The organism is Bacillus sp. FSL E2-0195 (assembly GCF_038003645.1).
Classification (GTDB): Bacteria; Bacillota; Bacilli; order Bacillales; family Bacillaceae_G; genus Bacillus_A; species Bacillus_A mycoides.
Genome location: NZ_JBBOPN010000001.1, coordinates 3,923,867 through 3,948,669, shown reverse-complemented (window position 1 = coordinate 3,948,669; position 24,803 = coordinate 3,923,867). Strand labels below are relative to the sequence as shown.

Here is a 24,803-nt window from a genome sequence, read left to right as displayed (position 1 = left end):
AAATTTTTAAGATAACTGAATTTTGTCAGATATTTTTTATGTTGTCAATGACTTTTTGAAAAAATTTAATTTATCAATTCGATTAATTGCTTCTCGTAATCTATCTTCTGTATGCAAGAGACCAACACGGACATACCCTTCGCCGTGCTCACCAAATCCAACACCAGGAGCAACTGCAACGTGTGCTTTTTCTAGTAAAATGTCAGAAAATTGCTCAGATGTATATCCTCTTGGAACAGGAAGCCATGCAAAGAATGATCCTGTTGGAATGTTTACTTTCCAACCAATTGAGTGACAAGCTGAAATAAGAGCATTTCTCCGAGATTCATAACTATTAACAAGATCTACCACACAAGACTGCGAGCCTAATAGTGCTTCGCGGGCAGCATCTTGAACTGCACCAAAAATACTAACATACATATGATCTTGCAATAGGTTAATAGTTTCGATGACACTTTCATTTCCTACTGCAAAAGCAATACGCCATCCAGCCATATTGAAAGTTTTCGATAAAGTGTAAATCTCAATACCTGTATCTTTAGCGCCGTCTGCTTGCAAGAAACTAACAGGCTTTTGACCATCGAATCCGATAGCACCGTAAGCAAAATCGTGAACAACTAATATATTATGTTTATTAGCAAAATGAATGGTTGCATCAAAAAAATCTTTTGATGCAGTAGCGCCGGTAGGGTTATTTGGATAGTTTAAAAACATTAACTTTGCTCGCTCCGCAACAGAGTCATCAATTTTTGTATAATCCGGTAAAAAATTATTTTCTGCAATAAGCGGCATTGTTTCAAATTGTGCTTTTGCTAAAGCAACTCCTGATAAATAATCTGGATAGCCTGGATCTGGAACGAGAATAGTATCACCAGGGTTTGTAAAACAAACTGGTAATTCTACTAATCCAGCCTTTCCGCCAAACAAAATAGCAACTTCAGTTTTTGGATTTACTACTACATCATATTCACGTTGATAGAATGTTGCCACGGCTTCTTTTAAGCTTTCGTGTCCGCGAAATGGCGGATATTTATGATGAATGGTCTTTTCAGCAGCATCTTGTAAAGCTTTAACGATATGCTGCGGTGTTGGTTGATCTGGATTACCTTGACCTAGATTAATAACATCGTGACCAGCTGCAACGACTTTGTTAACTTTTGCAACAAGTGAAGCGAAAAATTGTGTTGGCAATGATGTTACTATCTCAGAAGGTTGAAATGATTTCATACTTTCCACCTCTTTTGAAAGTTGTTACAATTCTAGTGACAAATGATATAATCTTTCCAGTATTTTGTAAAGAAAAAAATGAGAATGGGGCTGAAAAAATGAAAGTCGCATGTATTCAAATGGATATTGTCTTTGGAGATGTAGAGAAAAATATTGAGAACGCTAAAAAAAAAATAAGTGAAGCGATGAAAGAAAGACCAGATGTTATCGTCTTACCAGAACTATGGACAACAGGATATGATTTAACGAGACTTTCTGAAATTGCAGATACGGATGGATTAGAAACGAAAGAAAAGTTGAAAGAATGGTCGAAGCAATATGGTGTACATATTGTTGGTGGTTCCATAGCAAAGCAAACAGAGCAAGGGGTTACAAATACAATGTATGTTGTAAACAATGAAGGGAATCTAGTCAATGAATATAGTAAAGTACATTTATTTCAGCTGATGGATGAACATAAATATTTAATTGCTGGTAATGAGACAGGTGAATTTAAGTTAGATGATGTAGAGTGTGCTGGTACAATTTGTTATGATATTCGTTTTCCAGAGTGGATGCGCGTTCATACTGCTAAAGGTGCAAAAGTTTTATTTGTTGTAGCAGAATGGCCATTAGTACGTTTAGCACATTGGCGTTTGCTTTTACAGGCGAGAGCAGTTGAAAATCAGTGTTATGTTGTTGCGTGCAATAGAGCAGGAAAGGATCCGAATAATGAGTTTGCAGGTCATTCTCTAATTGTGGATCCTTGGGGTGAAGTTGTGGTAGAGGCAAATGAAGAGGAATCAATTTTATTTGGAGAACTTAAATTCGAGAAAATTAAAGAGGTACGTAAAGGAATTCCAGTTTTTGCAGATCGTCGTCCAGAATTATACAAATAAAATGTTGACAAGTGATTTTTATTCTTGGTATAGTCTTCATCATAAAGTTAAAAATTCTAAAAATTATAAAACTCTTATCAAGAGCAGGTGGAGGGATTTGGCCCGATGAAGCCCAGCAACCGACCGTAATACCATTGTGAAATGGGGCGTTTATGACGCCAAAAGGCACGGTGCTAATTCCAGCAGAAAGTAAACTTTCTGGCAGATAAGAGGGGAGAAGATAAACTTCAAACCTCTTTCTTTGTGGAAAGGGGTTTTTCTATTTTAGAAAAACCTCTGAATGAAAAGGAGGAGAAGACGATGGGATATTATTCATTAACTGAAACAACAGCTATACAATATGCGAAAGAACACGGTTATTTTGAAAAGAAAGCAAATGTAGTTTGTCATGAAATTGGAGATGGAAATTTAAATTACGTGTTCAAATTAGATGGTGGAGAGAAGTCTATTATAATAAAACAAGCACTGCCATATGCGAAAGTAGTTGGTGAGAGCTGGCCACTGTCTATAAAAAGAGCGACGATTGAAAGTAAAGCATTACAAATTTTTGCGAAGTATGTGCCAGATTATGTTCCGGTAGTGTACAGTCATGATGAAGAGTTAGCAGTTACAGTAATAGAAGACTTATCAAGACTAACAATTACAAGAAAAGGATTAATAGATGGAGAAGGATATCCACTTTTATCCCAGCATATCGGTCGTTTTCTAGCACATGTTTTGTTTTATACTTCAGATTTCGGTTTACAGTCAGAAGAGAAAAGGGTACTAGAAGGTACATTTGTAAATCCAGACCTTAGTAAAATTACAGAAGATTTAGTTTTTACCGATCCATTTGGACATTATGATACGAATGATTATGAGTCAGATTTACAGTCAGTGATTGATGAACTTTGGAGTGACAAAACTTTAAAACTAAAAGTAGCACAATATAAATATAAGTTTTTAACGAGAAAAGAAGCGCTTATTCATGGTGATTTACATACTGGTAGTATTTTTTCATCACCTTCTGAAACGAAAGTGATCGATCCAGAATTTGCAACGTACGGTCCATTTGGGTTTGATATCGGTCAATTTATTGCAAATCTATTATTAAATGCTTTATCTAGAGAAGAAGAAAAGAGAAGTGTACTATTTTTCCATATAGAAAAGACATGGAGTTATTTTGTAGAAAACTTTACGAAGTTATGGATTGGAGAAGGTGTAGAAGCATATACGAAAGAAAAACAATGGTTACCAATTATTTTGCAAAATATCTTTACTGATGCCGTCGGATTTGCCGGATGTGAACTGATTCGTAGAACAATTGGCTTAGCTCATGTAGCGGATTTAGATGGGATAGCAAATAAAGAAAATAGAATTCAAGCTAAAAAACAAGCGTTATCCTTAGGTAGAGAACTAATAAAATATGAAGCCAAGGGTGCTGATATTCAACTGTTTCGAACATTATTTCAACAGACAGTTGGAGGCGTAAAAGCATGAGTACAATTATTACTATTCCGAGATCTGTAAGTTGGAAAGGCGATGCAATTGCAGTATTAAATCAAACAAAGTTGCCGCATGTCACTGAATACAAAACATTAACGAATATTGAAGATGTATGGAAAAGTATCATTATGTTAGAAGTACGAGGAGCGCCTGCAATTGGAATTGTAGCTGCGTTTGGTTTGGCGCTTGCGGCAAAGAAATACGATGCTATAAATATCTATGAGTTTCAGAAGAAGTTTAATAGAGATTGTAACTATTTAGGAACATCACGCCCGACAGCAGTCAATTTATTTTGGGCAATCGATCGTATGAGAGAATCTATTCGAGAGATTACTACAATAAAAGAAGCTCAAAAAATATTAGAAGAAGAAGCGCTTCATATTCAGCAAGAGGATGAAATGGTGTGCCGAAGTATTGGAGAACATGCTTTAACATGTTTTAAAGACGGTGATAAAATTTTAACAATTTGTAACGCTGGAAGTATTGCGACTGCTAGATATGGAACAGCATTAGCCCCATTTTATATTGGGAAAGAGAAGGGTGTGCGTTTACATGCGTATGCGTGTGAAACGAGGCCGGTTTTACAAGGTGGTCGTTTAACGACATGGGAATTGAAACAAGCAGACATTAATGTAACGCTTATTACGGATAATACTGCAGCACATGCAATTCGAACGAAAGAAATTAATGCGATTATCGTAGGGGCAGATCGAATCGTTGAAAACGGTGATACTGCTAATAAAATAGGAACATTAAATTTAGCTATATTAGCAAAGTATTTCGGTATCCCATTTTACGTTGCAGCACCGTTATCTACATTTGATACTACGAAACAAACAGGTGCTGAAATTGTCATTGAAGAAAGAGATGAAACAGAAGTTACGAAAATTTTTGGGAAACAAGTGGCGCCACTTGGAACGCCTGTATTTAACCCTGCATTTGATGTAACACCGCATGAATTAATTACGGGGATTATTACTGAGAAAGGTATTTTACGTGGAGATTATAAGCAAAAAATTACATCATTATTTGAAAAAATAAGCTAACTGCTCAGTCGCTATATAAAAAAACGGTAGAAAAGCATGTTTTTAAATGGTCGAGAGGGACTGGCTATGTATAGGAGCGGTAAGTGCCTGTTCCTACCACGCGCAACGTTTTAAAACAAAGAAAGGTAGCAAGGTGTAGGACCATTTGTATCTTCATGGTAGCAATCTATATGCTGAAAAATGAAATGTATGGCTGAGTAGTTAAAAAACAAGCTAATAAAAAATAGCTTGTTTTTTATGCCTTAAGTCTTCGTTTCCTCTTATTTATGTAATGAAGGGAGGAGAGAAAGATGGAAGAGTGGATCGGGATGATAGGTAATGTGGGCTTTCCAATTGTTGTAACGCTATATTTACTACATCGCATTGAAAGTAAATTAGACGGAGTGATTGTAGCAATTGAGAAGCTCCCTAAACAATTACTAAAGTAGGAAGATCCTCGCGATAGAAAGTAAAATAAAGTTTGCTCGCGAAGAGCAAACTTTATTTTTTATCCCGCATTAACGGGCAGTAAAAGCCCGATTGGTGAAGGCTAATAATTAGTGGGGATGAACAAAACCCCCACTGATTAAAGTTTCACTTTATTGAGCAGTATAACCACCATCGATAACGACAGCTTGACCAGTTATACCTTTTGCTTTTTCACTCGCTAAAAACATAGCATAATCAGCAATTTCTTGTACTTGTAGCAAACGCTTCTGTGGTACAAGAGGATAAATGACATCTTCTAAAACATTTTCAAGTGGTACATTTCGCGTAGTTGCTAAGTCTTGTAGTTGATTTCGTACAAGAGGGGTATCAACATATCCGGGACAAAGAGCATTTACAGTAATTCCATGAGTTGCTCCCTCTAAAGCAGCAACTTTTGTTAATCCAATTACACCATGTTTCGCACTATTATAGGCAGCTTTTCCAGCGAATCCAACAAGTCCGTTAATCGAAGCAACATTAATAATACGACCATATTTTTGCTTTTTCATAATCGGAAAGGCATGTTTGATGGCGATAAATGGAGCGATTTGCATAATTTTAATAAGAAGCTCGAATTTATCAGTTGGAAAATCTTCAATCGGTGAAACATGTTGCATTCCTGCGTTGTTAATTAATACATCTAATGAACCGAAATGACGAACTGTTTGAGAAAGTGCTGCTGTAATTTCTTCTTCAGATGTAACGTCACATTTTAAACCAATGGCTTGATAGCCTTCTTTTTGCAATTGTTCAGCAGCTTCTTTTGCACGATCTTCAAGGCGATCACTAATGACAACTTTCGCACCTTCTTTTGCGAAAGCACTTCCCATTTCATAACCAATACCGCTCGCAGCACCTGTTAAAAAGACAACTCGATTTGTAACCATGATGAAAAACACTCCTTCATAATAAAAGTTCTCTTATTGCTCTATTTAGAGAGGTGATAATAAAATCCCTGCAAACATTTGGAAAAATATCTTTAGCTATCTTGTTTTGCAAAATAGTCTCTGCTATACTATTTTGTAAAGCAAGGTACTTACGCTTATCTATCTTGTAAAACAAGATAGCAGGAGGATTTCAATTATGTCGACAAGTCAAATGCTGAAAGGGATTTTAGAAGGATGCTTACTTGCTATTATTTCTGAAGGTGAAATATACGGTTATGAAATGAGTGAAAGATTAGCGAAGTATGGTTTTACAATGGCGAGTGAGGGAAGTATTTATCCGTTATTAATACGAATGCAAAAGGAAGGGTTAATAACAAGTGTAATGAAGGAATCTCCATCTGGCCCAAAGCGAAAATATTATACATTAACAGAAAAAGGTGAGGAAGCACTGGATGAATTTATGGATCGCTGGGAAGCGATGCAAAGTAGTGTAGAGCGTCTACTTGAAGGGAAGGGGAGAAAAAAATAATGTTATCAAATGAAGCGCGAAATTTTTTATTAGATATGAGATTATTTTTAACTGCAAAGAGTGTGAAAAAAAGCGATATTGAAAGCTTTTTAGAAGATGCAGAGTTGCATTTAATAGAAGGTGAGGGTGAAGGGAAAAGTGTAGAAGATATTTTCGGAAGTTCACCGAAAGAATATGCGAATGAACTTGTAAAAGTGATGGAAAGGGATAGAAAGGAAAATTGGAAGCAAATTGGTTTTACGGTAATGAATATCGTATCGTTTTGGTTTATTGCTTCTATCTTAATAGTGAATAACGGAATTCTACAGATTTCACTTATTCAGTGTATTGGCTATAGCTTTACATTGATCGTAGCTGTAATGGGTCCAAATTTTCTGCTTCGTAAAATGACATTTGTAACAAGTTTTACAAAAACGTGGTTTTCCATGTGGTTTTTAGTCATGATTGCGCCAATGTTTTTATTAGGAGCAGTTCCGATATTAGATATGATATATCCTACAACGATGTTTACGTTGACTCTAGTCCAAAGTTATATATTAGCTGGAGGGATCTTTATCCTCACGGTAGCTATAAATATATATTTTGAAGGATGGTTTAAAAATTTATATTTAATTATTCCGCTTTCTATTATGTTAGTTTTTAAAACGTTCACATCGGAAGATCTCGTGCCAATGTTATTTCAAATTATATGTTTATACGGAAGTTTGTTTATTTTAATCTTCCTTGAAATTATGATGAAGGCAAATAGAAGAGAAACGGTTAAATAAGGGAGGGGGGAATGGGATGCTTTCTCAAGAGTCACGAGATTTTCTGGCAAATACAAGTACTTATTTAACAGCAAAAGGGATAAGTGAAAAAGATATTGAATCCTTTTTAGAAGATGCAGAATTGCATTTAACTGAAGGTGAAAAAAGGGGCAAGAGTGTAGAGGATATATTTGGTGATTCACCAAAGGAATATGCAAATCAACTTGTAAAAGAAATGCAAGTTGATTATAAACGGAATTTAGGATGGCTAGCTACAGCTATTATGAGCATATTATGCTATTGGGCTGTTCCAGATCTTTTATTTCGAAATTTAAATGAGCCTTATACCATTTCTTTAATAGGGTTGATTGGATATCCGATTATCTTAGTGTTAATGATTGTGGGAGGAATTTTATTTTTAAGAGGTGCTAGTTTTCAAAGGAGTATGTTGAAAAAGGGTTTACTGCTATTTGGAGCAGTAATACTTACTTATTTACCAGTATTAATAATGTTTTTAAAAGATTGGTATAGTTTTCCTTCCTATGAAGTCCCTCAATTAGGAAGATATTTAATTGGAGGGGTTATGCTAGTGATAACAACGATTGTGAATGTTCGGTCTCTTGGTTGGAGTGGTTTGTTTGTGTTAGGAATTCCAATTTTTATGATAGTGATGGTTGAACAACTAGTAAGAGTATTTTTCTAATGAGAAGCTCTAGAAATAAAAGAAGAGGATGAGCATATATGTAAATCATACTTATATGTATATTAACTATTATGTTTCTAGGATTAATGACTTTAGGAATTTATACTGCCTTCACCAAAAGAGCATAATGAATATTTTAAACATCACGATATATTTTATTCTTCAGTTTAATAGGAAAGTGGCTGCTCTGGATATACAAAAAATTATTTCCAAAGAAATACTATATTTTGATTTTTAGAAGGATTATGCTTAGGTGTATAGTGTATCCTTTGCAGCCGAAATCTGGTTTGTTGATTTGAATATATTGTTTTAAACAGTAACAATATCGTTACTGTTTTTTTCTTTGTAATAAAGGACTTTGTAAAGAGAGCGCTTTTTGTTCATTTGTTAATAATGAATTGATGTGAACGTTATTAGGGCTAGGGACTATAGGGTACATAAGGTTCGATGGTGAATGGTGATGTTCAGAACCGGTTGGAGAGTGGGGATCTGCGTGCGTAAGTTTTCCATGAATTCGTCTTGTAAATAAAATATGACCAATTTCGTGAGCGAGGGTGTATATATTTTTCATTGGAGCAGCTGAGTTTGTTAAAACGATGTAACCAGTAAGTTGTTGTTGTTTCGCTAGAGAGTAAGCGCAAGCGATTACTGCGGTTTCTTTGAAATAATCACTACCAATATAACAAATATAAAGGTCGCATTCAGGAGCTTCGTTAACACAAGTTTGAAAAAAAGATGATAATTTTTCCTGACTTTGAATGGAGTTTTTATAACTAATTTCCCGATTAGAAAAACGGAAAAGGTCGTTTAGTACAATTACTTCTTTAATTTTAAATGTAATGGGATGCCAAATTGATTCTGCAACTGCTAAATCTTTTGCAATACGGTCGTCAGAAATATCTGCGCCTGGAGTAATGCAAACACATATATTAACGTATGAATTCATAAGGAACACCTCAAATGAAAAAATTCTTTCTATAATATATGTGGGGGAAAGGTCCTATGTATGGATAAACGCCTTGTTTATTACACGAATATATAGACTATAAGTCGAAAAAATTTCATAGTTCTATAACGTAGTATGGTCTGCTTTTTGATATAGTAAAGAAAAGGGGGAGAATATATGTATACATTAAAAATCGTTTCAGACAGAGAAGCTCTGTATCAATTTGCGAGCTATGTAAGAGTTGTGCAAGGGGTTGAAGATGTATATGTGGAGGTGGGAGAACCTTTATATGAACATCCATTAATGAAGTTTTATGTACATATTACAATTGAAGAAACATATGATCAGCATAAAGCATTGCAAGAAATAGCTAGATTAGTAGAATTAGGGCGTTTTACATATGTCCATTATCATAATGAGGAAATTGAAGAAGCTTTTGAAGTTGTAAAATACGAAAGCTTTAAAAAATAACGGTAAAAAAAGGAAGCGGAAGCTTCCTTTTTTATTGAAAATTACAGCAACAAAAGGAAGAGAATTTTGTTATGATAAGGAAGGATGAGGAAAGGAGAGTTTACATATTGGGGTATATTGAAGAGTTACGCAAAGTAGTTGGTACGAGACCACTTATTTTAGTAGGATCAGCAATTATTATATTAAATGATAATCAAGAAGTATTGCTTCAATATCGTTCAGATACATATGATTGGGGTGTGCCTGGCGGGGCAATGGAACTGGGAGAAACGACAGAAGAAACTGCTCGTAGAGAATTATTCGAGGAGACGGGACTAAGTGCAAAAATAATGCAATTTCTTGGTGTTCTTTCAGGAAAGGAAGTTTATTTCCGTTATCCAAATGGAGATGAAATTTTTAATGTGATTCATCTGTATCAGGCACATCATGTAGGCGGAGAATTAAAGCTCGATCATGAAGGGTTAGAGCTTCAATATTTTCCAGTAGATAAGTTACCAAAATTGAATGAAACGACAGAGAAGATATTACAAAAATTCTTATACGCATTGACAGAATAGAAGGTTAATTCCTTCTATTTTTATTATATTAAATATTTTGATTTTTTGGTATGTTTATAGTATGATAATTTTAGAAATACAACTTATGGAATTTCACCTAAAAACTTACTAGGGTACATAAGAGAGGGGCAAGTACAAAATGCATAATGTTGTCATTACAGCTGCAGTTCGTTCACCAATTGGAACTTTCGGAGGAGCACTAAAAAATATAACACCAGTAGAATTAGCTGTTCCTGTACTTCAGGAAGCTGTAAAAAGAGGCGGAGTAGAGCCACATGAAGTTGATGAAGTAATTTTAGGTCATTGTATTCAAAGAACTGATGAAGCAAATACGGCAAGAACAGCTGCATTAGCGGCAGGATTTCCTGACACAGTTACTGGCTATACAATTCAACGTCAATGTTCTTCAGGTATGCAAGCAATTATGTCTGCTGCAATGCAAATCCAATTAGGTGTAAGTGATATTGTTGTTGCAGGTGGAGTAGAAGCAATGAGCTCGAGCCCTTATGCATTAAAACAACACCGCTGGGGACAACGTCTACAGCACGGAGAAATTCGTGATACGGTGTGGGAAGTTTTAGAAGATCCGATTCACCATATTATGATGGGTGAAACAGCGGAAAATTTAGTTGAACAATATGAAATTACAAGAGAGGAACAAGATGAAGTTGCGCTTCGTAGTCATACATTAGCGTTGCAAGCAATTGAGTCTGGACACTTTGACGATCAAATTGTTCCTATTTCGATAAAAGAACGTAGAAAAGAAGTTGTATTTTCGAAGGATGAACATCCACGTGCAGATATTACAGCGGAAAAATTAGCAGGATTAAAACCAGCTTTCCGTAAAGATGGATCAGTAACTGCAGGGAATTCATCTGGTCTTAATGATGGAAGTGCCGTTTTAGTATTAATGAGTGAAGAAAAGGCGAAAGAAAAAGGTTTACAACCGTTAGCTCGAATTGTTGGATATTCAGTAGCAGGTGTAGATCCGAAAATTATGGGTATTGGACCAGCACCAGCAATTCGCAAAGGATTAGAAAAAGTAGAGTGGTCATTAGAAGATGCAGACTTACTTGAAATTAATGAAGCTTTCGCTGCACAATACCTAGCTGTAGAGAAAGAGTTAGGGTTAGACCGTGAGAAAGTGAATGTAAACGGTAGTGGGGTAGGACTTGGACATCCAATTGGTTGTACAGGAGCTCGTATTACGGTAAGTTTAATTCACGAATTAAAAAGACGTGGATTAGAGAAAGGTATTGCCTCTCTATGCGTTGGAGGCGGTATTGGAGTAGCTTTATTTATAGAAGCATTATAAAAAAAGAGGCAGCGATTGCTGCCTCTTTTTTATGACTCAAATAAGTGATGAAATAATCGATCGCGATTTTCAAAGAAAAGTTTTGTTGTTTGGTAATGCTCCGTTTCTTCTAATGTCGATTCGTGAATCCCCTCTTGAGTTAAAGAGTATATAGTAGATTCAGGATAAGCCATTAAAATGGGAGAATGCGTCGCGATAACAAATTGTGAACCTTGTTCAGCTAGTTCGTGCATGCGAATGAGCATTGAAAGTTGTCTCATCGGGGATAAAGCTGCCTCAGGCTCATCTAAAATGTATAAACCTTTTCCTGAAAAACGATTCATAAATAATGAGAAGAATGATTCGCCGTGTGATTGTTCGTGAAGTGAAACGCCGCCGTAAGATTTTATAGCATCTATTTCATCGATATAAGAAGCAACGTTATAAAATGATTCAGCGCGAAGAAAGAAACCGTCGTTTGGTGTATTGAAACTTTTTGAAATTCGAAGGTATTCATGTAAAGATGAATGGGAATCGTTTGTGCTAAATCGGAAATTTTTTGTTCCACCTTCTGCATTAAAACCTAAAGCCACTGCAATTCCTTCGAGTAATGTTGATTTACCTGTTCCATTCTCTCCAATAATGAATGTTACATTTGGGTGGAAAGCTAGTGATTGTAAAGTTCGAATAGCGGGTAGACAGTAAGGGTATGCGGAAAAGCTAGGGATATTTTCTTTTTTTAATGTGACATTTTTTAAAAAGGGTACGTCAATCAATATATAAACCTCAATTCATAACGGATTTTGATTCTAAAAAAGCGGCAAATACTAATGTAAGACAACTTGCTAATAGTATTGTATATTGAAGTGCGCCAAAACCGAGACCTTCCCAGCCGAAAGCCATTCTCTTTCCTATAAAAAATGATAAGAACGTTCATAAATCCATATATATTTTATAATTTTGTAGTGCTTCCATATAAAGAATCCGATGTATGTACTTAAAAACAATATAAACAAAACAAGAAAAAAGACAAGTGTTAATGACACGTGAACACTTCCTTATTTTCTGAATATTTTATGTGGATTATAACACGTAAACTATCATATTCCAATGTGAAAATAAACATTGCATCAAGATTAATTCTCTCGTTATGATAGATGGTATTATATTAGAAATATGAAGAGGAGTATTAATATGCCGTTTACATTTGCACATCCAGCAGCTGTTCTCCCTTTTGCTAAGAAACATTCTAGTTATATTTCGGTGACGGCTCTTATATTGGGTAGTATGGCACCTGATTTTGAATATTTTTTATATTTTAGGCCATACGGTATTATTGGCCATACATGGGCTGGTTTCTTCTATTTGAATTTACCACTCGTTTTTTTATTAGCATATGCATATCATTTTATTTTAAAAGGACCATTTATAACACATTTACCTAAGCCTTTTGCTAGTTACTATAAATATGTAGTAGATGCGAAGTGGGGGCTATATACTTGGAAGAATTTTTTTGTATTTTGCTATTCTGCTTTATTCGGTATGGTGACGCATGTCGTTTTGGATGCTTTTACTCATAAGACAGGCTATTTTGTTATGGAAATGCCGCTGTTACAGCAAGAAGTATATAGTATTCCAATTTATAAATTTTTACAACATGGGAGTACATGTTTTGGTCTACTATTACTAATATATGTACTATGGAAATATAGGAGGGAAACTGATCAAGATACTAGTTTAACTTCGGAAAAAAAGAAATATTGGGCTTCATCTATCGTTGTGGCGGCCATTATATTTATCGTTCACGCGTTATTAGACCCCTATTTTCATATTTTCCAAATAGGAGGTATAATAGTATCTGGACTGACAAGTTCGTTTTGTGGACTTCTTATTGTTTCTATAGTTTACAAATCAAGGGACTAATTTATATTAATGAATGATAGTGTTAGGAGAAATTAAATGATGAAAGCATGGAAAAGTATTTTTGTTTTATGCAGTTTTCTTCTTATGTTAAGTGGTTGCTTCCAGCAAGAAGAAAAGAAGGCAGAACCTAAAAAGAAAGAATCTATTCCAGAAACAAAAGAGTATGGTGGGCGTGAGCTTAAAAAAGTAGGACAAAAAGTGAAAGAAAAAGGGTGGGGGACATTTGAATTAGAACAGATTCATTCTGTGAATCAGACATTTGAAGTAGCCCCAATGAAAATTCACGTACAAGATGTTAAAGTTATCTCATTATCACAAATGAGCAAAGAGGCAAAAAATACATTGAAAGTGTATACTGCATTAACTCCTGAAGAAGTAAAGCGTAGATTGGGAGATAAAGTGAGTCAAGAAGATGCTGAATTATATGCATCGTTAAGTGGAACAGAGATTAGCGATACGATTCGGTATGTTGAAATTACATATAAGGTAGAGAATAGTGGAGATAAGAACATGCAATTTTTCTCTATGAATGATGTTGCTATAAATGACAAACAACATTTTAATGTAGCGACTCAAAACTTTTTATATGATGAAGATACGCTCGTTGGTACAAAGAGTGTTTCAAGGGAAGATTATAGGCCTGGTGAGACACGAGAAGGAATTATCGGTTTAATACTTGATGATGGAAAAGAAAAAGTAAAGGATATTAAGTTTACGACAGATGATTTAGCAGCAGGAGACACAAATGAAGCTGTTAAAGAACCGCAAACTTTTAATATTGCACTCTCTAAATAAAGTGTCTTTATAATAATTTAAGCAAAAACAGTCAGCATAAAAAGTTATGCTGACTGTTTTTTTAGCTCTTTCACATATGAATCTACACTTTGAAAAGGCACTGTAATTTTAAAAGCATCTTTTTGCTCGTTAAATTGTTTTTCATTATAAGGACCAAATCGTTTATTATGCTTTACATCGATAATCCAATAATGTTCAATTTTTTTATTTGTAATTGCTGCGTCAGGATTGTTTGGATCTGATTTTTCCTCAATTTGCTTTGTGATAATGTATTTATCGTCCCAAGCAATTTCTGTAATTTTTGCAGGGATGTATTGTGTAGCATATACAGCATCCTGCGATGGGAAAAGTTCAAATGCATCTCCAGAAGTATGTATGAGTTCATATTCATCGTTAATTGTATAGGTTAAATGGTTTGTATTGCCTGTGCAACCTGTTAATAAGAGTGCGGCAAATAGGATTATCCATCTTTTCAATATGGGAACCTCCTTTATAATGCTGTTGTAACACATTGTACAAGAAAAGTAAGCGAAACGCCAGTTTACAATGTTTTTTAGAAGTGGTACGATGAAACGGGTAAAGAAGGATATGAAGGAGTCGACACAAAATGAAGTTAAAGATGCATCGTCCAGCGCTTGTAATGAATCGCATAGGTGCTTCCCTTATTGACATGTTTTTAATCTCGGTTACGTACGGTGCAGTAGTAGCTATTATTACAGGAAACTATAGTGCTATTTTTAATCGTTTTAATATAAGTTTAGGGGACTATAGATATGACCTTACACTTGTTTTCGTATTAATGGCTATAAATTTTATTCTGTTACCTTTTCTTTGGAACGGTTCTACACTTGGTAAAAAGGTAACAAGAACAAAAATAATCTCGTTAACAAGTGAAAAACTAACGTTACAAACATTAATAATACGATTTTTGGTATTATTATTACCAAGCATATTATTACTTGGAGTTCCATTAATATGCAATGTATATATGATGTTATTCCGCAAAGATAATTGTGGCTTCCATGATGTAATTGCAAAGACAAAAGTGATGAGTCTTGTATAATTAATATTTAGAGTATACGTGCTACTAATGAAATAAGACTTTTTATTGTTTGTATATAAAAAGTCTTATTTTTAATTTCATGAAAAATTCCATAAATGGAATTGATATAGGGCGGATATTTCCTATATAATACCCTCCATATTATTGATGGATGTTTAAAGAAGCTGTAGCTAATTCAAACATCCTATTTTCGTTTTGAATAGATTGAAAATTGAGAGAATGATATAATGGGTATAAATAATATCGTTATATAACAAAGGGGGATTTGGAATGACTGGAGGTAGCTTAATATTTTGGGGAATTCTTATTTTTATTGGTTTAACCTTCGATCAATATAATAGTAAGAAAAAAAAAGAAATAAAAAAGTAATCGCTTACAAGCTGTAGCGTGAACTTTTCCTGCTTGCAGACTAATCTAATAAAGGAGTATACTGAATGACGGTAAGACTTATAGAAGGGGTAATGAAAATGAAGCTTGCAGGAAAGGTTGCCATTGTAACTGGTGGTGGCATCGGTATTGGACGTAGTACAGCTCTTTTGTTGGCTAAGCAAGGCGCAAAAGTAATTGTGACGGACATTGATCAAGAAAGTGGACAAGCAACAGCTGAGGAAATTACGGATTTAGGCGGAGAAGCACTTTTTGTATCCTACGATATGGGGAAACAAGGAGATTGGCAACGTGTTATTAGTTTTGCTATGGAGGCATACAGTCGTATTGATATGCTTTTTCAAAATGCTGGTCTATATAAAATAGATTCTATTTTTTCTCGCCAACAAGAGAACGATTCCAATGTACTTTGTATTAATGACGTTTGGATAGAGATAAAACAATTAACGTCATCTTTTATGAAACAGCAAGAAGAAGTGGTGCTTAGTGATTTACCTGTTTTTGGTATTATTAGCACGAGAGGACAATCATTTCATACAATAGAAGCCCTAGTATAATAATGGAAAACCGCCCCCAGTATATATGTGGACGGTTTTTTTGTATGTTCTATTATAGAACTTTATTTTTTAACGAATACGTTGTTCGGTTTGGCTATCAAAGAAATGTGCTTTATTCATATCAAAAGCAAGTTTAATTTGGTCACCAGGTGAAAAAGTATGTCTTGCATCAACACGTGCTGCAAAATCTTGATTTCCAAGTTTCATATATAAAATGGATTCAGCCCCTAACAACTCTGCAACTTCAATTTTTGTTGTGAAAGTAGTAGATTGTGAAGCTTCTAAAAATAATAGTTCATCATGAATATCTTCTGGACGAATACCTAAAACAATTTCTTTATTTACATAGCCTTGTTCGCGTAATAACTTCATTTTTCCTTCAGATACTTTAAACTTTAGTGAACTGTCTATAACGAAATCGGTTTCAGTTAATTTTCCATGGAAGAAATTCATTGCGGGTGAACCGATAAAACCACCAACGAAAATATTTTCAGGTGTTTCATATACTTCTTTTGGAGTTCCAATTTGTTGGATTTTGCCGTCTTTCATAACAACAAGGCGTGAAGCCATTGTCATTGCCTCAGTTTGATCATGTGTTACATAAATTGTCGTTGTGCCAAGGCGGTGGTGTAATTTAGAAATTTCTGATCGCATTGCAACACGTAGTTTAGCGTCTAAGTTTGATAATGGTTCATCCATTAAGAAGACTTTTGCGTCTCGAACAATTGCTCTACCTAATGCAACACGTTGACGTTGTCCACCTGATAAAGCTTTCGGTTTTCTATCTAAATATTGTTCAAGCCCTAAAATTTGAGCTGCATGTTTCACTCGACGGTCGATTTCATCTTTCGGTATTTTTCGAAGTTTTAATCCAAATGCCATATTATCATACACACTCATATGTGGATAAAGAGCGTAGTTTTGGAAGACCATTGCGATATCTCGATCTTTTGGAGGAACATCGTTCATTAGCTTACCATCAATTGAAAATTCTCCTTTTGAAATATCTTCAAGTCCAGCTACCATTCGTAGTGTTGTAGATTTTCCGCATCCAGAAGGACCAACGAATACGATAAATTCTTTATCTTGAATGTGTAAGTTAAAATCTGTTACGGCTGTTACGTTATTATCATATATTTTATAAATATTTTCTAATTTAAGTTCTGCCATGATATTTCCCCCTAGAAAGTTTATGCAAACGTTTTCTTTGGATTTATTATAAACGAATAGATTCAAAAAAGAAATAAAAACACTATAAAAAAATAAAACGTTTTCATTACCCCTATGAATATATAATAAGTTCCACATGTTTTATTAGAAAAAGAAAATAAATATTGTAAGCGCTATTTTAAATTTGGATAGAATCTGTTATCATTCAGTAATGAAAACGTTTGCGCCTTAAAAAAAGAAAAAAGAATCAATAGTATAGATGAAATGGGGTAGCATAATGGGAAAACAATGGTGGAAAGAAAGTGTAGTATATCAAATTTATCCTCGTAGTTTTATGGATAGTAATGGTGATGGTATAGGTGATCTTCGTGGTATTCTTGCGAAGCTAGACTACTTAAAAGAATTAGGTATTGATGTAATTTGGTTATCACCAGTCTATGAATCTCCAAACGATGATAATGGTTACGATATAAGTGATTATTGTAAAATTATGAACGAGTTCGGAACAATGGAAGATTGGGATGAACTATTACATGAAATGCATAAACGTAATATGAAACTTATGATGGACTTAGTTGTTAATCATACTTCAGATGAACATAATTGGTTTATTGAATCATGTAAATCGAAAGATAATAAATATAGAGACTATTATATATGGCGCCCTGGAAAAGAAGGGAAAGAGCCGAATAACTGGGGAGCAGCATTTAGTGGATCTGCATGGCAATATGATGAAATGACAGATGAATATTATTTGCATCTGTTTTCTAAAAAACAGCCAGATTTAAACTGGGATAATGAAAAGGTAAGACAAGATGTTTATGACATGATGAAGTTTTGGTTAGAAAAAGGAATTGATGGGTTCCGTATGGATGTTATTAATTTTATTTCTAAAGAAGATGGCTTACCATCTGTTGAAACGGATGAAGAAGGATATGTTTCAGGGCATAAACATTTTATGAACGGTCCGAATATTCATAAGTATTTGCATGAAATGAATGAAGACGTATTGTCTCAGTATGACATTATGACGGTTGGGGAAATGCCTGGTGTAACGACAGAAGAGGCTAAATTGTATACAGGGGAAGCTAGAAAAGAACTGCAAATGGTATTCCAATTTGAACATATGGATTTAGATTCTGGAGAAGGCGGGAAATGGGATGTAAAACCATGCTCACTTCTTACTTTGAAACAAAATTTAACAAAGTGGCAAAAAGCATTAGAACAAACAGGATGGAATAGCCTTTATTGGAATAACCATGACCAGCCTCGCGTTGTATCTCGTTTTGGTAATGATGGAGCTTATCATACTGAATCAGCAAAAATGTTAGCGACAGTACTTCATATGATGAAAGGGACACCATATATTTATCAAGGAGAAGAAATCGGAATGACCAATGTTCGATTTGAATCAATTGATGAATACCGAGATATTGAAACACTAAATATGTATAAAGAAAAAGTTATAGAGCGCGGCGAAGATATAGATAAAGTGATGCAGTCTATATATATAAAGGGCCGAGATAATGCTAGAACTCCGATGCAGTGGGATGATAGAGAACATGCTGGATTCACAACGGGTGAGCCTTGGATTGCGGTAAATCCTAACTACAAAGAGATTAATGTGAAACAGGCAATCCAAGATGAAGAATCAATTTTTTATTACTATAAAAAATTGATTGAATTACGTAAAAACAATGAAATAGTTGTGTATGGAACATATGATTTAATATTAGAAAATAACCCTTCTATTTTTGCTTATGTAAGAACATATGGAGAAGAAAAGCTTCTGGTGATTGCAAACTTTACTGCAGATGAATGTGTATTTGAATTGCCTGAGGACATTATTTATAGTGAAGCAGAGTTATTAATACACAATTATGATGTAGAAAATGTATTGATAGAAAACATTACATTACGACCGTATGAAGCAATGGTATTTAAATTGAAATAAGAAAAGCCTTATGCCACCCTGGCATAAGGCTTTTACTATTACCATTTTAAAATAGAGAATCCATACGGTGGAAGTGTAACTTGTAATACACTTGCTTCCGCTGAAAATTCTTCGTTTGTATAAATGTTAATTATTTTCTTCCTGGTAATATGAAGAGGGAGTGAAGTTGTAACTTCACTGTTAGTAGGATTTAAAACGAAAAAGATAGTTTCATCTTCATATGTTTTTGTATAAGAAATATAATTATGTTCATCATTTGCCTCAATGAATTGAAAAGTACCATTTCCTCCAAATGCTTTATGTTGTTTCCGTAATGAAATTAATGTTTGTATATGTGTAAATAAAAGAGTATCTTGTTCTTTTTCATCCCATATCATACATTTGCGGCAGTCAGGATCCATTCTACCATCCATACCGATTTCATCGCCGTAATAAATACAAGGAGAACCGATGAAAGAAAGGTGAAATACATAGAGTAACTTTAACTTATTTTTATCCCCGTTACATGTTGCTAAAATTCTAGGTGTGTCATGACTGTCTAATAAATGAAATGCCGCTTCATTTACATTCATAGAGTAGGAATGTAGAGAATCGGTAATTTGTTTCATAAATTCACTTGCATGAATGGATTCGTTAGCAAAGTAAGAAAGTAGAGCGTTTGTAACAGGATAGCTCATTACAGCATCAAATTGGTCACCTTGTAGCCATGGGAGTGCATCGTGCCAAATTTCACCTAAAATATATACTTCAGGATTTAATGCTTTTATTTCACTTCGGAATTCTCTCCAAAAACTGTGATCGACTTCATTTGCTACATCAAGGCGCCAACCGTCTATATTGAATTCTCTTACCCAATAACGCCCTACTTCAAGTAAATATTCTTTTACATCTGGGTGTGCTGTATTTAATTTAGGCATATACGGTGTAAATGCGAAAGTATCATAATTGGGAAGTGGCTCGGTTATAATTGGAAATTCATGAATATGGAACCAATCTTTATAGGCGGAATTTTCACCTTGTTCCAGCACGTCTTGAAATTTATCAAAGAAGTACCCGCTATGATTAAAAACAGCGTCGAGCATTACTTTTATACCATGTTTATGACACTCCTGAACGAGTTCTTTGAAAGTTTCTTTCGTCCCAAATTGTGGATCGATTTCCATGTAATCAATTGTGTCATATTTATGATTCGAATGAGCTTTGAAAATAGGAGTGAAATATATTCCGGAAATTCCAAGCTTCACAAGGTAATCAAGGTTTTGAATAATACCAGCAAAATCTCCGCCAAAAAAATTAGTTGGAGTTGGTTCGGTACTTCCCCAAGGGAGGGTGTTTGCTGGATTTAATGTGTTATCCCCGTTAGCGAATCGTTCCGGGAAAATTTGATACCATACTGTGTCTTTAATCCAGGATGGTGCCCTGAAAACGTCTTTTGCATGAACAAATGGAAAGCAGAAAAAGTTACCGACATCGTCATTTGGGATATTAGAAAAAAATCCTCGTTCTGTATAAATAAAAGTTTCTACGTCGTTTTTTAATTCGAATCCATAACGTAAGCGTTTAAATTTTGGTTTGATTGAAACGGACCAATAATCAAATAACTCAGTAGATCCAGTTTTTTTCATCGGTGTACTCGCTGTAATCCATTTCCCGTCCTGCCATTCGTACGGGTCACCGTAGATGAGAGCGGCGTTGTGAACATCATCTCTTTTTGTGTGTATTCGGATGTGAATTGTTTTTTCGTCGTAAGCGTATGCATAATTATCTTTTGGCCTATGATAGATCGCTTCTTTAAGCATATAGAAAATCCCCCTTTAATATCTCTATACATATAGTTCCCTTAAACGAAATAATAAAGATTATGTTGCAAACGATTGCCTTCCACATAACTTTAATATTGCTTATAAGAGTAGTATTCATTTTATGTAAAGTCAATGAATAAAGAGTATGATAAGATTATTTTGAAAATTAATATTTGCAAAATGAATAAAAGGATGTATAATGATAGACAAATAGCGCAAACGTTTTCATAGATTTAGATATTGTTTGCGCTTCTATTAAACAATCAAATGCAAGCGTTTTCAATTAAAGAGGTACATAGACAATTTAGGGAGGTTTTTGGGATGAAGAAAGCATTATCACTATTAACGATTTCAGCATTGTCAATTGGCATGTTATCTGCATGTGGACCGAAAGATTCAGGAAAAAAAGAGGAAAGTAAAGCGAAGAAAGACTATGATCTTCTCGTTTGGGAAGATGATAAAAAAGGTGTTGGTTTAGAACCAGCAGTGAAAAGCTTTGAGGAAAAATATAAAGTAAAAGTAAAAGTTGTTGAAATGCAAATGACAGATCAAGTGAAAAAGTTACGTCTTGATGGACCAGCGGGGACGGGACCAGATGTTGTAACATTGCCACACGATCAAATCGGAAATGCAGTAACAGAAGGCTTAATTTCTGAAGTAAAAGCAGATGATGCTGTGAAGAGTAAATTTACTGACTTATCAATAAAGGCACAAACATACAACGGGAAATTATATGGTTTACCAAAAGCAATTGAAACACCAATTTTTATTTACAATAAAAAATTAATGCAAAAAGCTCCAGAAACGATGGACGAGCTATTTAACTTCTCAAAAGACTTTACGAAGGATGGCAAGTACGGATTTTTAACATTAGGAGATAACTTCTACTTTGCTAACGCGTTTATGGCAGGTATGGGCGGATATGTATTTGGTGAGAAAGACGGAAAGCCAAATGCAAGTGATGTTGGATTAAATAATAGCGGAGCAGTACAAGGTGCTGAATATCTTCAAAAATGGTACAAAGAAAAGTTATTCCCGAAAGGTATTATCGGTGAATCTGGTGGACCTGCTGCTGACGGATTATTCAATGAAGGAAAAGCAGCATCTATTATGAATGGACCGTGGGCGTTCCAAGCGATGGAAAAGAACGGAATTGATTATGGTGTTGCTCCAATGCCGAAATTACCAAATGGTCAACCGATGAAAACATTTGTTGGGGTAAAAGGATGGCATGTAACAAGCTTCTCTAAACAAAATGATTTAGCTACAAAGTTCACTGAGTGGGTAACAAATGAAGAAAATGCAAAAATTCGATTTGAGAAGACAAAAGAGATTCCTCCAGTAAAATCAGTAATGGAAGATCCAATTATTAAAGATAATGAAGCTGCAAAAGCAGTTGCAACTCAATCAGAAAATGGAATTCCAATGCCGAATATTCCAGAAATGCAAGAAGTATGGAAACCAGCTGGAGACGCTCTTCAGTTAGTTGTTACAGAAAAAGAGGCACCAAAATCCGCGCTTGATAGTGCAGTGAAACAAATTAAAGGAAATATTGAGGCAAATCATAGTAAGAAAAAATAAGGTGAAATTCGTGCCTCTAATAGGAGAGGCACGAATTCTCTCCCTTCCAAGTAGGAAGAAAAAAGGGGGAAGGAACATGCAAACATCTATGGAACCAATGAAAGATATGAATGGTTCGAAACATAGGAAAATGGCGACCATGTTATCTATTATTCCAGGCATGGGCCAAATATATAATAAACAATTTGTAAAAGGTCTTATTTTTCTAGTATTAACAGGTTCATTTATTATAGCATTTGCTGATTTGTTAAATATGGGATTATGGGGAATTGTAACGCTCGGTACAGAAGTTCCACGTGACCATTCTGTCTTTCTATTAGTAGAAGGGATTTTGGCACTTATCGTCATAGTGTTTGGACTCGGAATATATGGATTTAACTTATATGATGCATACCAAAATGGGAAGAAACGTGATATAGGAACACCATTAAACTCAGTAAAAGAGCAATACCGTAACTTATTAGATCAAGGTTTTCCATATTTAATGGTTTCACCAGGATTTCTATTACTAATCTTTGTAGTTGTATTTCCAATCATTTTTGTAATCTTAATTGGATTTACGAACTATGACTTATATCACTCTCCTCCAGCTAAATTAGTAGATTGGGTGGGCTTTAAAAACTTTATTGATATTTTCACATTACCAATGTGGAGAGAGGCATTTTTAAGTGTATTTTCTTGGACTGTCATTTGGACATTTGTTGCAACAACATTACAAGTTGCACTTGGTATTTTCTTAGCGATTATCGTAAATCAGCCTGGTATTAAAGGTAAGGCAATTATTCGAACAATCTTCATTTTACCGTGGGCTGTTCCAGCATTCGTATCTATTCTTGTCTTCTCGGGTATGTTTAATGAAACATTTGGAGCAATTAATAATCAAGTATTAGCTTTATTCGGGATTGAAAAGATTGCTTGGATGACAGATCCGTTTTGGGCGAAGATTGCTTTAATTATGATCCAAACGTGGCTCGGTTTCCCATTCGTATTTGCAATGACAACAGGTATATTGCAATCGATTCCAGGAGAATTATATGAAGCGGCTACAGTAGATGGAGCAACTGCTTGGCAACAGTTCCGCAAAATTACATTGCCACTTGTTTTATACGCAACAGCACCAATTTTAATTACACAATATACGTTTAACTTTAATAACTTTAGTATCATTTATCTATTTAACGGCGGAGGTCCTGCTGTAGCGGGGCAAGATGCAGGTGGAACGGATATTTTAATTTCATGGATTTATAAGTTAACGATGACTTCAGCGCAGTACGGAAAAGCAGCAGCTCTTACAATGATTTTATCGTTAATCGTTATTACAGTTGCGTTATGGCAATTTAAGAGAACAAAATCATTCCAAGAAGAGGATATGATGTAAATGAATATTAAACGACAAAAGATGTTACGTCTTTCATTAAGTTATTTGGTTATCTTCATAATGTGTGCGATTATTTTCTATCCATTACTATGGATTATTGGTTCATCGTTTAATCCAGGAGATAGTTTGTCTGGTTCTAGCATTATTCCAAAAAATGCTACGTTAGATCATTATCGTAAGCTACTTGATCTTGATTCAAGTAATTACTTACTTTGGTATAAAAATACGTTAAAAGTTAGTGTTATGACGATGATTTTTTCGGTGTTAGCAATTAGCTTTACTGCTTATGCATTTTCGAGATATCGTTTTGTCGGAAGAAAAAATGGTTTATTAACATTTTTAATTCTACAAATGATTCCGAACTTTGCAGCGTTAATCGCACTATATGTATTAGCGCAGTTAACAGGATTAATTGATACACATCTTGCATTAATTTTAATTTATGTAGGTGGAGCAATTCCAATGAATACTTGGCTTATGAAAGGGTATTTTGATACGATTCCGAAAGAGTTGGATGAGTCAGCCCGCATGGATGGAGCAGGACACTTCCGTATTTTTTGGCAAATCATTATGCCGCTTGCAAAGCCAATCGTAGCGGTTGTAGCATTATTCACTTTCATCGGTCCATTTACAGATTTCATTTTAGCAAGTATTATTTTACGCACGCCGGAAAATTACACTTTAGCAGTTGGACTCTATGAAATGGTAGCGAAGAAATTTGGTAATGAATTTACGACGTTTGCGGCTGGTTCCGTATTAATTGCAATCCCGATTTCGATTTTATTCTTATCACTACAAAAATACTTTATTTCTGGTTTAACAGCTGGAGGTACGAAAGGATGAGAAATGGGACATTATGTCCCATTTTTCTTTTCATCTCTCTATAAAAAAATTATAGAGAGATGAAAAGAGATTTGACATCGCATATGAAAAGAAGTGAAATAAATAGTATATTA

26 protein-coding genes, 2 pseudogenes and 1 riboswitch are annotated in these 24,803 nt (G+C 34.7%); of the genes and pseudogenes, 20 read left to right on the top strand and 8 right to left on the bottom strand.

Translation table 11 applies throughout. From position 1 onward, the window contains the following. Positions 1-36: 36 nt before the first annotated feature. Positions 37-1,227 (bottom strand): pyridoxal phosphate-dependent aminotransferase, encoded by a 1,191-nt coding sequence (locus MHH59_RS20210; protein WP_201056884.1) that lies wholly within the window; start codon positions 1,225-1,227, stop codon positions 37-39. Between the two features lie 14 nt (positions 1,228-1,241). Between MHH59_RS20210 and MHH59_RS20205 the strand changes: the two genes are divergently transcribed. The 4 genes from MHH59_RS20205 to MHH59_RS20190 all read left to right on the top strand — a co-directional run bounded on the left by MHH59_RS20205 (position 1,242) and on the right by MHH59_RS20190 (position 5,064). Beyond that, complete coding sequence (locus tag MHH59_RS20205; protein WP_201057162.1) at positions 1,242-2,105, top strand: carbon-nitrogen family hydrolase; 864 nt, start codon at positions 1,242-1,244, stop codon at positions 2,103-2,105. Between the two features lie 71 nt (positions 2,106-2,176). Then, positions 2,177-2,317: riboswitch (SAM riboswitch) on the top strand. Between the two features lie 88 nt (positions 2,318-2,405). Then, positions 2,406-3,584 carry an S-methyl-5-thioribose kinase gene (gene mtnK / locus MHH59_RS20200; RefSeq protein ID WP_201056883.1) on the top strand — a complete coding sequence of 393 codons (1,179 nt, stop codon included), beginning with the start codon at positions 2,406-2,408 and terminating at the stop codon, positions 3,582-3,584. Further along, positions 3,581-4,636, top strand: coding sequence for an S-methyl-5-thioribose-1-phosphate isomerase (mtnA, locus tag MHH59_RS20195; protein ID WP_033731215.1), 1,056 nt, complete (start codon positions 3,581-3,583; stop codon positions 4,634-4,636). The genes mtnK and mtnA overlap by 4 nt, the downstream gene beginning before the upstream one ends. A gap of 290 nt (positions 4,637-4,926) precedes the next feature. After that, a complete protein-coding gene (locus tag MHH59_RS20190) occupies positions 4,927-5,064 on the top strand; it encodes a YvrJ family protein (RefSeq protein ID WP_002014881.1) in 138 nt (45 codons plus the stop codon). Positions 5,065-5,214: 150 nt separating this feature from the next. On the opposite strand, the gene MHH59_RS20185 is transcribed toward MHH59_RS20190, so the two are convergent. Further along, the gene (locus MHH59_RS20185) at positions 5,215-5,991 is read right to left on the bottom strand and encodes a 3-hydroxybutyrate dehydrogenase (protein ID WP_002128918.1); all 777 of its coding nucleotides are present in this window, start codon (positions 5,989-5,991) and stop codon (positions 5,215-5,217) included. Between the two features lie 196 nt (positions 5,992-6,187). On the opposite strand from MHH59_RS20185, the gene MHH59_RS20180 reads away from it, so the two are divergent. The 4 genes and pseudogenes from MHH59_RS20180 (at position 6,188) to MHH59_RS20165 (ending at position 8,282) form a co-directional block, all read left to right on the top strand. Further along, positions 6,188-6,520, top strand: a complete 333-nt coding sequence (locus MHH59_RS20180; RefSeq protein ID WP_002014879.1) for a PadR family transcriptional regulator — start codon at positions 6,188-6,190, stop codon at positions 6,518-6,520. After that, entirely contained in the window at positions 6,520-7,287 is a 768-nt protein-coding gene (locus tag MHH59_RS20175) for a DUF1129 domain-containing protein (protein WP_340852191.1), read from the top strand. Before MHH59_RS20180 ends, MHH59_RS20175 begins: the two co-directional genes overlap by 1 nt. Positions 7,288-7,303: 16 nt before the next feature. Next, positions 7,304-7,969, top strand: coding sequence for a DUF1129 domain-containing protein (locus MHH59_RS20170; RefSeq protein WP_003191228.1), 666 nt, complete (start codon positions 7,304-7,306; stop codon positions 7,967-7,969). A 71-nt stretch (positions 7,970-8,040) separates the two neighbouring features. Continuing rightward, positions 8,041-8,282 (top strand): annotated as a pseudogene (locus MHH59_RS20165) (DNA-binding protein). A 15-nt stretch (positions 8,283-8,297) separates the two neighbouring features. On the opposite strand, the gene MHH59_RS20160 reads toward MHH59_RS20165, so the two are convergent. After that, entirely contained in the window at positions 8,298-8,915 is a 618-nt protein-coding gene (locus tag MHH59_RS20160) for an ImmA/IrrE family metallo-endopeptidase (protein ID WP_002128913.1), read from the bottom strand. A gap of 177 nt (positions 8,916-9,092) precedes the next feature. On the opposite strand from MHH59_RS20160, the gene MHH59_RS20155 reads away from it, so the two are divergent. The 3 genes from MHH59_RS20155 to MHH59_RS20145 all read left to right on the top strand — a co-directional run bounded on the left by MHH59_RS20155 (position 9,093) and on the right by MHH59_RS20145 (position 11,258). Continuing rightward, positions 9,093-9,386, top strand: a complete 294-nt coding sequence (locus tag MHH59_RS20155) for a DUF3928 family protein (RefSeq protein WP_002088390.1) — start codon at positions 9,093-9,095, stop codon at positions 9,384-9,386. 107 nt (positions 9,387-9,493) lie between these two features. Then, complete coding sequence (locus MHH59_RS20150; protein ID WP_002066949.1) at positions 9,494-9,943, top strand: NUDIX hydrolase; 450 nt, start codon at positions 9,494-9,496, stop codon at positions 9,941-9,943. Positions 9,944-10,082: 139 nt separating this feature from the next. Then, positions 10,083-11,258 (top strand): acetyl-CoA C-acetyltransferase, encoded by a 1,176-nt coding sequence (locus MHH59_RS20145; protein ID WP_002111558.1) that lies wholly within the window; start codon positions 10,083-10,085, stop codon positions 11,256-11,258. A 29-nt stretch (positions 11,259-11,287) separates the two neighbouring features. Here MHH59_RS20145 and MHH59_RS20140 read toward each other — a convergent pair whose 3' ends face one another. Further along, a complete protein-coding gene (locus tag MHH59_RS20140) occupies positions 11,288-12,013 on the bottom strand; it encodes an AAA family ATPase (RefSeq protein ID WP_003191233.1) in 726 nt (241 codons plus the stop codon). 10 nt (positions 12,014-12,023) lie between these two features. Further along, positions 12,024-12,283, bottom strand: a pseudogene (locus MHH59_RS20135) (hypothetical protein). A 148-nt stretch (positions 12,284-12,431) separates the two neighbouring features. Between MHH59_RS20135 and MHH59_RS20130 the strand changes: the two are divergent. Next, entirely contained in the window at positions 12,432-13,160 is a 729-nt protein-coding gene (locus MHH59_RS20130) for a DUF4184 family protein (protein WP_201056879.1), read from the top strand. 36 nt (positions 13,161-13,196) lie between these two features. Then, positions 13,197-13,955: a hypothetical protein gene (locus MHH59_RS20125; protein WP_201056878.1), complete on the top strand. Its 759-nt coding sequence runs from the start codon at positions 13,197-13,199 to the stop codon at positions 13,953-13,955. 44 nt (positions 13,956-13,999) lie between these two features. Here MHH59_RS20125 and MHH59_RS20120 read toward each other — a convergent pair whose 3' ends face one another. Next, entirely contained in the window at positions 14,000-14,431 is a 432-nt protein-coding gene (locus MHH59_RS20120) for a DUF3997 domain-containing protein (protein WP_002128907.1), read from the bottom strand. A gap of 131 nt (positions 14,432-14,562) precedes the next feature. Here MHH59_RS20120 and MHH59_RS20115 point away from each other — a divergent pair, with 131 nt between their 5' ends. The 3 genes from MHH59_RS20115 (at position 14,563) to MHH59_RS20105 (ending at position 15,962) form a co-directional block, all read left to right on the top strand. Continuing rightward, positions 14,563-15,018 carry an RDD family protein gene (locus tag MHH59_RS20115; protein WP_078213430.1) on the top strand — a complete coding sequence of 152 codons (456 nt, stop codon included), beginning with the start codon at positions 14,563-14,565 and terminating at the stop codon, positions 15,016-15,018. 270 nt (positions 15,019-15,288) lie between these two features. Next, complete coding sequence (locus MHH59_RS20110; protein ID WP_002111552.1) at positions 15,289-15,387, top strand: hypothetical protein; 99 nt, start codon at positions 15,289-15,291, stop codon at positions 15,385-15,387. A gap of 65 nt (positions 15,388-15,452) precedes the next feature. Then, positions 15,453-15,962, top strand: a complete 510-nt coding sequence (locus MHH59_RS20105; RefSeq protein ID WP_002066937.1) for an SDR family NAD(P)-dependent oxidoreductase — start codon at positions 15,453-15,455, stop codon at positions 15,960-15,962. 69 nt (positions 15,963-16,031) lie between these two features. Here MHH59_RS20105 and MHH59_RS20100 read toward each other — a convergent pair whose 3' ends face one another. Next, positions 16,032-17,132 carry an ABC transporter ATP-binding protein gene (locus MHH59_RS20100; RefSeq protein ID WP_003191240.1) on the bottom strand — a complete coding sequence of 367 codons (1,101 nt, stop codon included), beginning with the start codon at positions 17,130-17,132 and terminating at the stop codon, positions 16,032-16,034. Positions 17,133-17,409: 277 nt separating this feature from the next. Between MHH59_RS20100 and malL the strand changes: the two genes are divergently transcribed. Then, complete coding sequence (gene malL / locus MHH59_RS20095) at positions 17,410-19,086, top strand: oligo-1,6-glucosidase (protein ID WP_002128902.1); 1,677 nt, start codon at positions 17,410-17,412, stop codon at positions 19,084-19,086. A 38-nt stretch (positions 19,087-19,124) separates the two neighbouring features. Here the strand turns inward: malL and MHH59_RS20090 are convergent, their stop codons facing one another. Then, entirely contained in the window at positions 19,125-20,885 is a 1,761-nt protein-coding gene (locus MHH59_RS20090; RefSeq protein WP_003191242.1) for an alpha-glycosidase, read from the bottom strand. A 324-nt stretch (positions 20,886-21,209) separates the two neighbouring features. Between MHH59_RS20090 and MHH59_RS20085 the strand changes: the two genes are divergently transcribed. The 3 genes from MHH59_RS20085 to malD all read left to right on the top strand — a co-directional run bounded on the left by MHH59_RS20085 (position 21,210) and on the right by malD (position 24,690). Next, complete coding sequence (locus MHH59_RS20085) at positions 21,210-22,469, top strand: extracellular solute-binding protein (protein WP_002128900.1); 1,260 nt, start codon at positions 21,210-21,212, stop codon at positions 22,467-22,469. 76 nt (positions 22,470-22,545) lie between these two features. Then, a complete protein-coding gene (gene malC / locus MHH59_RS20080; RefSeq protein WP_340852182.1) occupies positions 22,546-23,847 on the top strand; it encodes a maltosaccharide ABC transporter permease MalC in 1,302 nt (433 codons plus the stop codon). Further along, entirely contained in the window at positions 23,848-24,690 is an 843-nt protein-coding gene (malD, locus tag MHH59_RS20075; RefSeq protein WP_002088365.1) for a maltosaccharide ABC transporter permease MalD, read from the top strand. The last annotated feature ends 113 nt before the right edge of the window (positions 24,691-24,803 follow it).

Excerpts from the sequence above, each read along its gene's own strand:
- MHH59_RS20210 (WP_201056884.1), bottom strand. The coding sequence starts at position 1,227 with ATGAAATCATTTCAACCTTCTGAGATAGTAACATCATTGCCAACACAA.
- mtnK (WP_201056883.1), top strand. The coding sequence starts at position 2,406 with ATGGGATATTATTCATTAACTGAAACAACAGCTATACAATATGCGAAA.
- mtnA (WP_033731215.1), top strand. The coding sequence starts at position 3,581 with ATGAGTACAATTATTACTATTCCGAGATCTGTAAGTTGGAAAGGCGAT.
- MHH59_RS20190 (WP_002014881.1), top strand. The coding sequence starts at position 4,927 with ATGGAAGAGTGGATCGGGATGATAGGTAATGTGGGCTTTCCAATTGTT.
- MHH59_RS20185 (WP_002128918.1), bottom strand. The coding sequence starts at position 5,991 with ATGGTTACAAATCGAGTTGTCTTTTTAACAGGTGCTGCGAGCGGTATT.
- MHH59_RS20180 (WP_002014879.1), top strand. The coding sequence starts at position 6,188 with ATGTCGACAAGTCAAATGCTGAAAGGGATTTTAGAAGGATGCTTACTT.
- MHH59_RS20175 (WP_340852191.1), top strand. The coding sequence starts at position 6,520 with ATGTTATCAAATGAAGCGCGAAATTTTTTATTAGATATGAGATTATTT.
- MHH59_RS20170 (WP_003191228.1), top strand. The coding sequence starts at position 7,304 with ATGCTTTCTCAAGAGTCACGAGATTTTCTGGCAAATACAAGTACTTAT.
- MHH59_RS20160 (WP_002128913.1), bottom strand. The coding sequence starts at position 8,915 with ATGAATTCATACGTTAATATATGTGTTTGCATTACTCCAGGCGCAGAT.
- MHH59_RS20155 (WP_002088390.1), top strand. The coding sequence starts at position 9,093 with ATGTATACATTAAAAATCGTTTCAGACAGAGAAGCTCTGTATCAATTT.
- MHH59_RS20145 (WP_002111558.1), top strand. The coding sequence starts at position 10,083 with ATGCATAATGTTGTCATTACAGCTGCAGTTCGTTCACCAATTGGAACT.
- MHH59_RS20130 (WP_201056879.1), top strand. The coding sequence starts at position 12,432 with ATGCCGTTTACATTTGCACATCCAGCAGCTGTTCTCCCTTTTGCTAAG.
- MHH59_RS20125 (WP_201056878.1), top strand. The coding sequence starts at position 13,197 with ATGATGAAAGCATGGAAAAGTATTTTTGTTTTATGCAGTTTTCTTCTT.
- MHH59_RS20115 (WP_078213430.1), top strand. The coding sequence starts at position 14,563 with ATGAAGTTAAAGATGCATCGTCCAGCGCTTGTAATGAATCGCATAGGT.
- MHH59_RS20110 (WP_002111552.1), top strand. The coding sequence starts at position 15,289 with ATGACTGGAGGTAGCTTAATATTTTGGGGAATTCTTATTTTTATTGGT.
- MHH59_RS20105 (WP_002066937.1), top strand. The coding sequence starts at position 15,453 with ATGACGGTAAGACTTATAGAAGGGGTAATGAAAATGAAGCTTGCAGGA.
- MHH59_RS20100 (WP_003191240.1), bottom strand. The coding sequence starts at position 17,132 with ATGGCAGAACTTAAATTAGAAAATATTTATAAAATATATGATAATAAC.
- malL (WP_002128902.1), top strand. The coding sequence starts at position 17,410 with ATGGGAAAACAATGGTGGAAAGAAAGTGTAGTATATCAAATTTATCCT.
- MHH59_RS20090 (WP_003191242.1), bottom strand. The coding sequence starts at position 20,885 with ATGCTTAAAGAAGCGATCTATCATAGGCCAAAAGATAATTATGCATAC.
- MHH59_RS20085 (WP_002128900.1), top strand. The coding sequence starts at position 21,210 with ATGAAGAAAGCATTATCACTATTAACGATTTCAGCATTGTCAATTGGC.
- malC (WP_340852182.1), top strand. The coding sequence starts at position 22,546 with ATGCAAACATCTATGGAACCAATGAAAGATATGAATGGTTCGAAACAT.
- malD (WP_002088365.1), top strand. The coding sequence starts at position 23,848 with ATGAATATTAAACGACAAAAGATGTTACGTCTTTCATTAAGTTATTTG.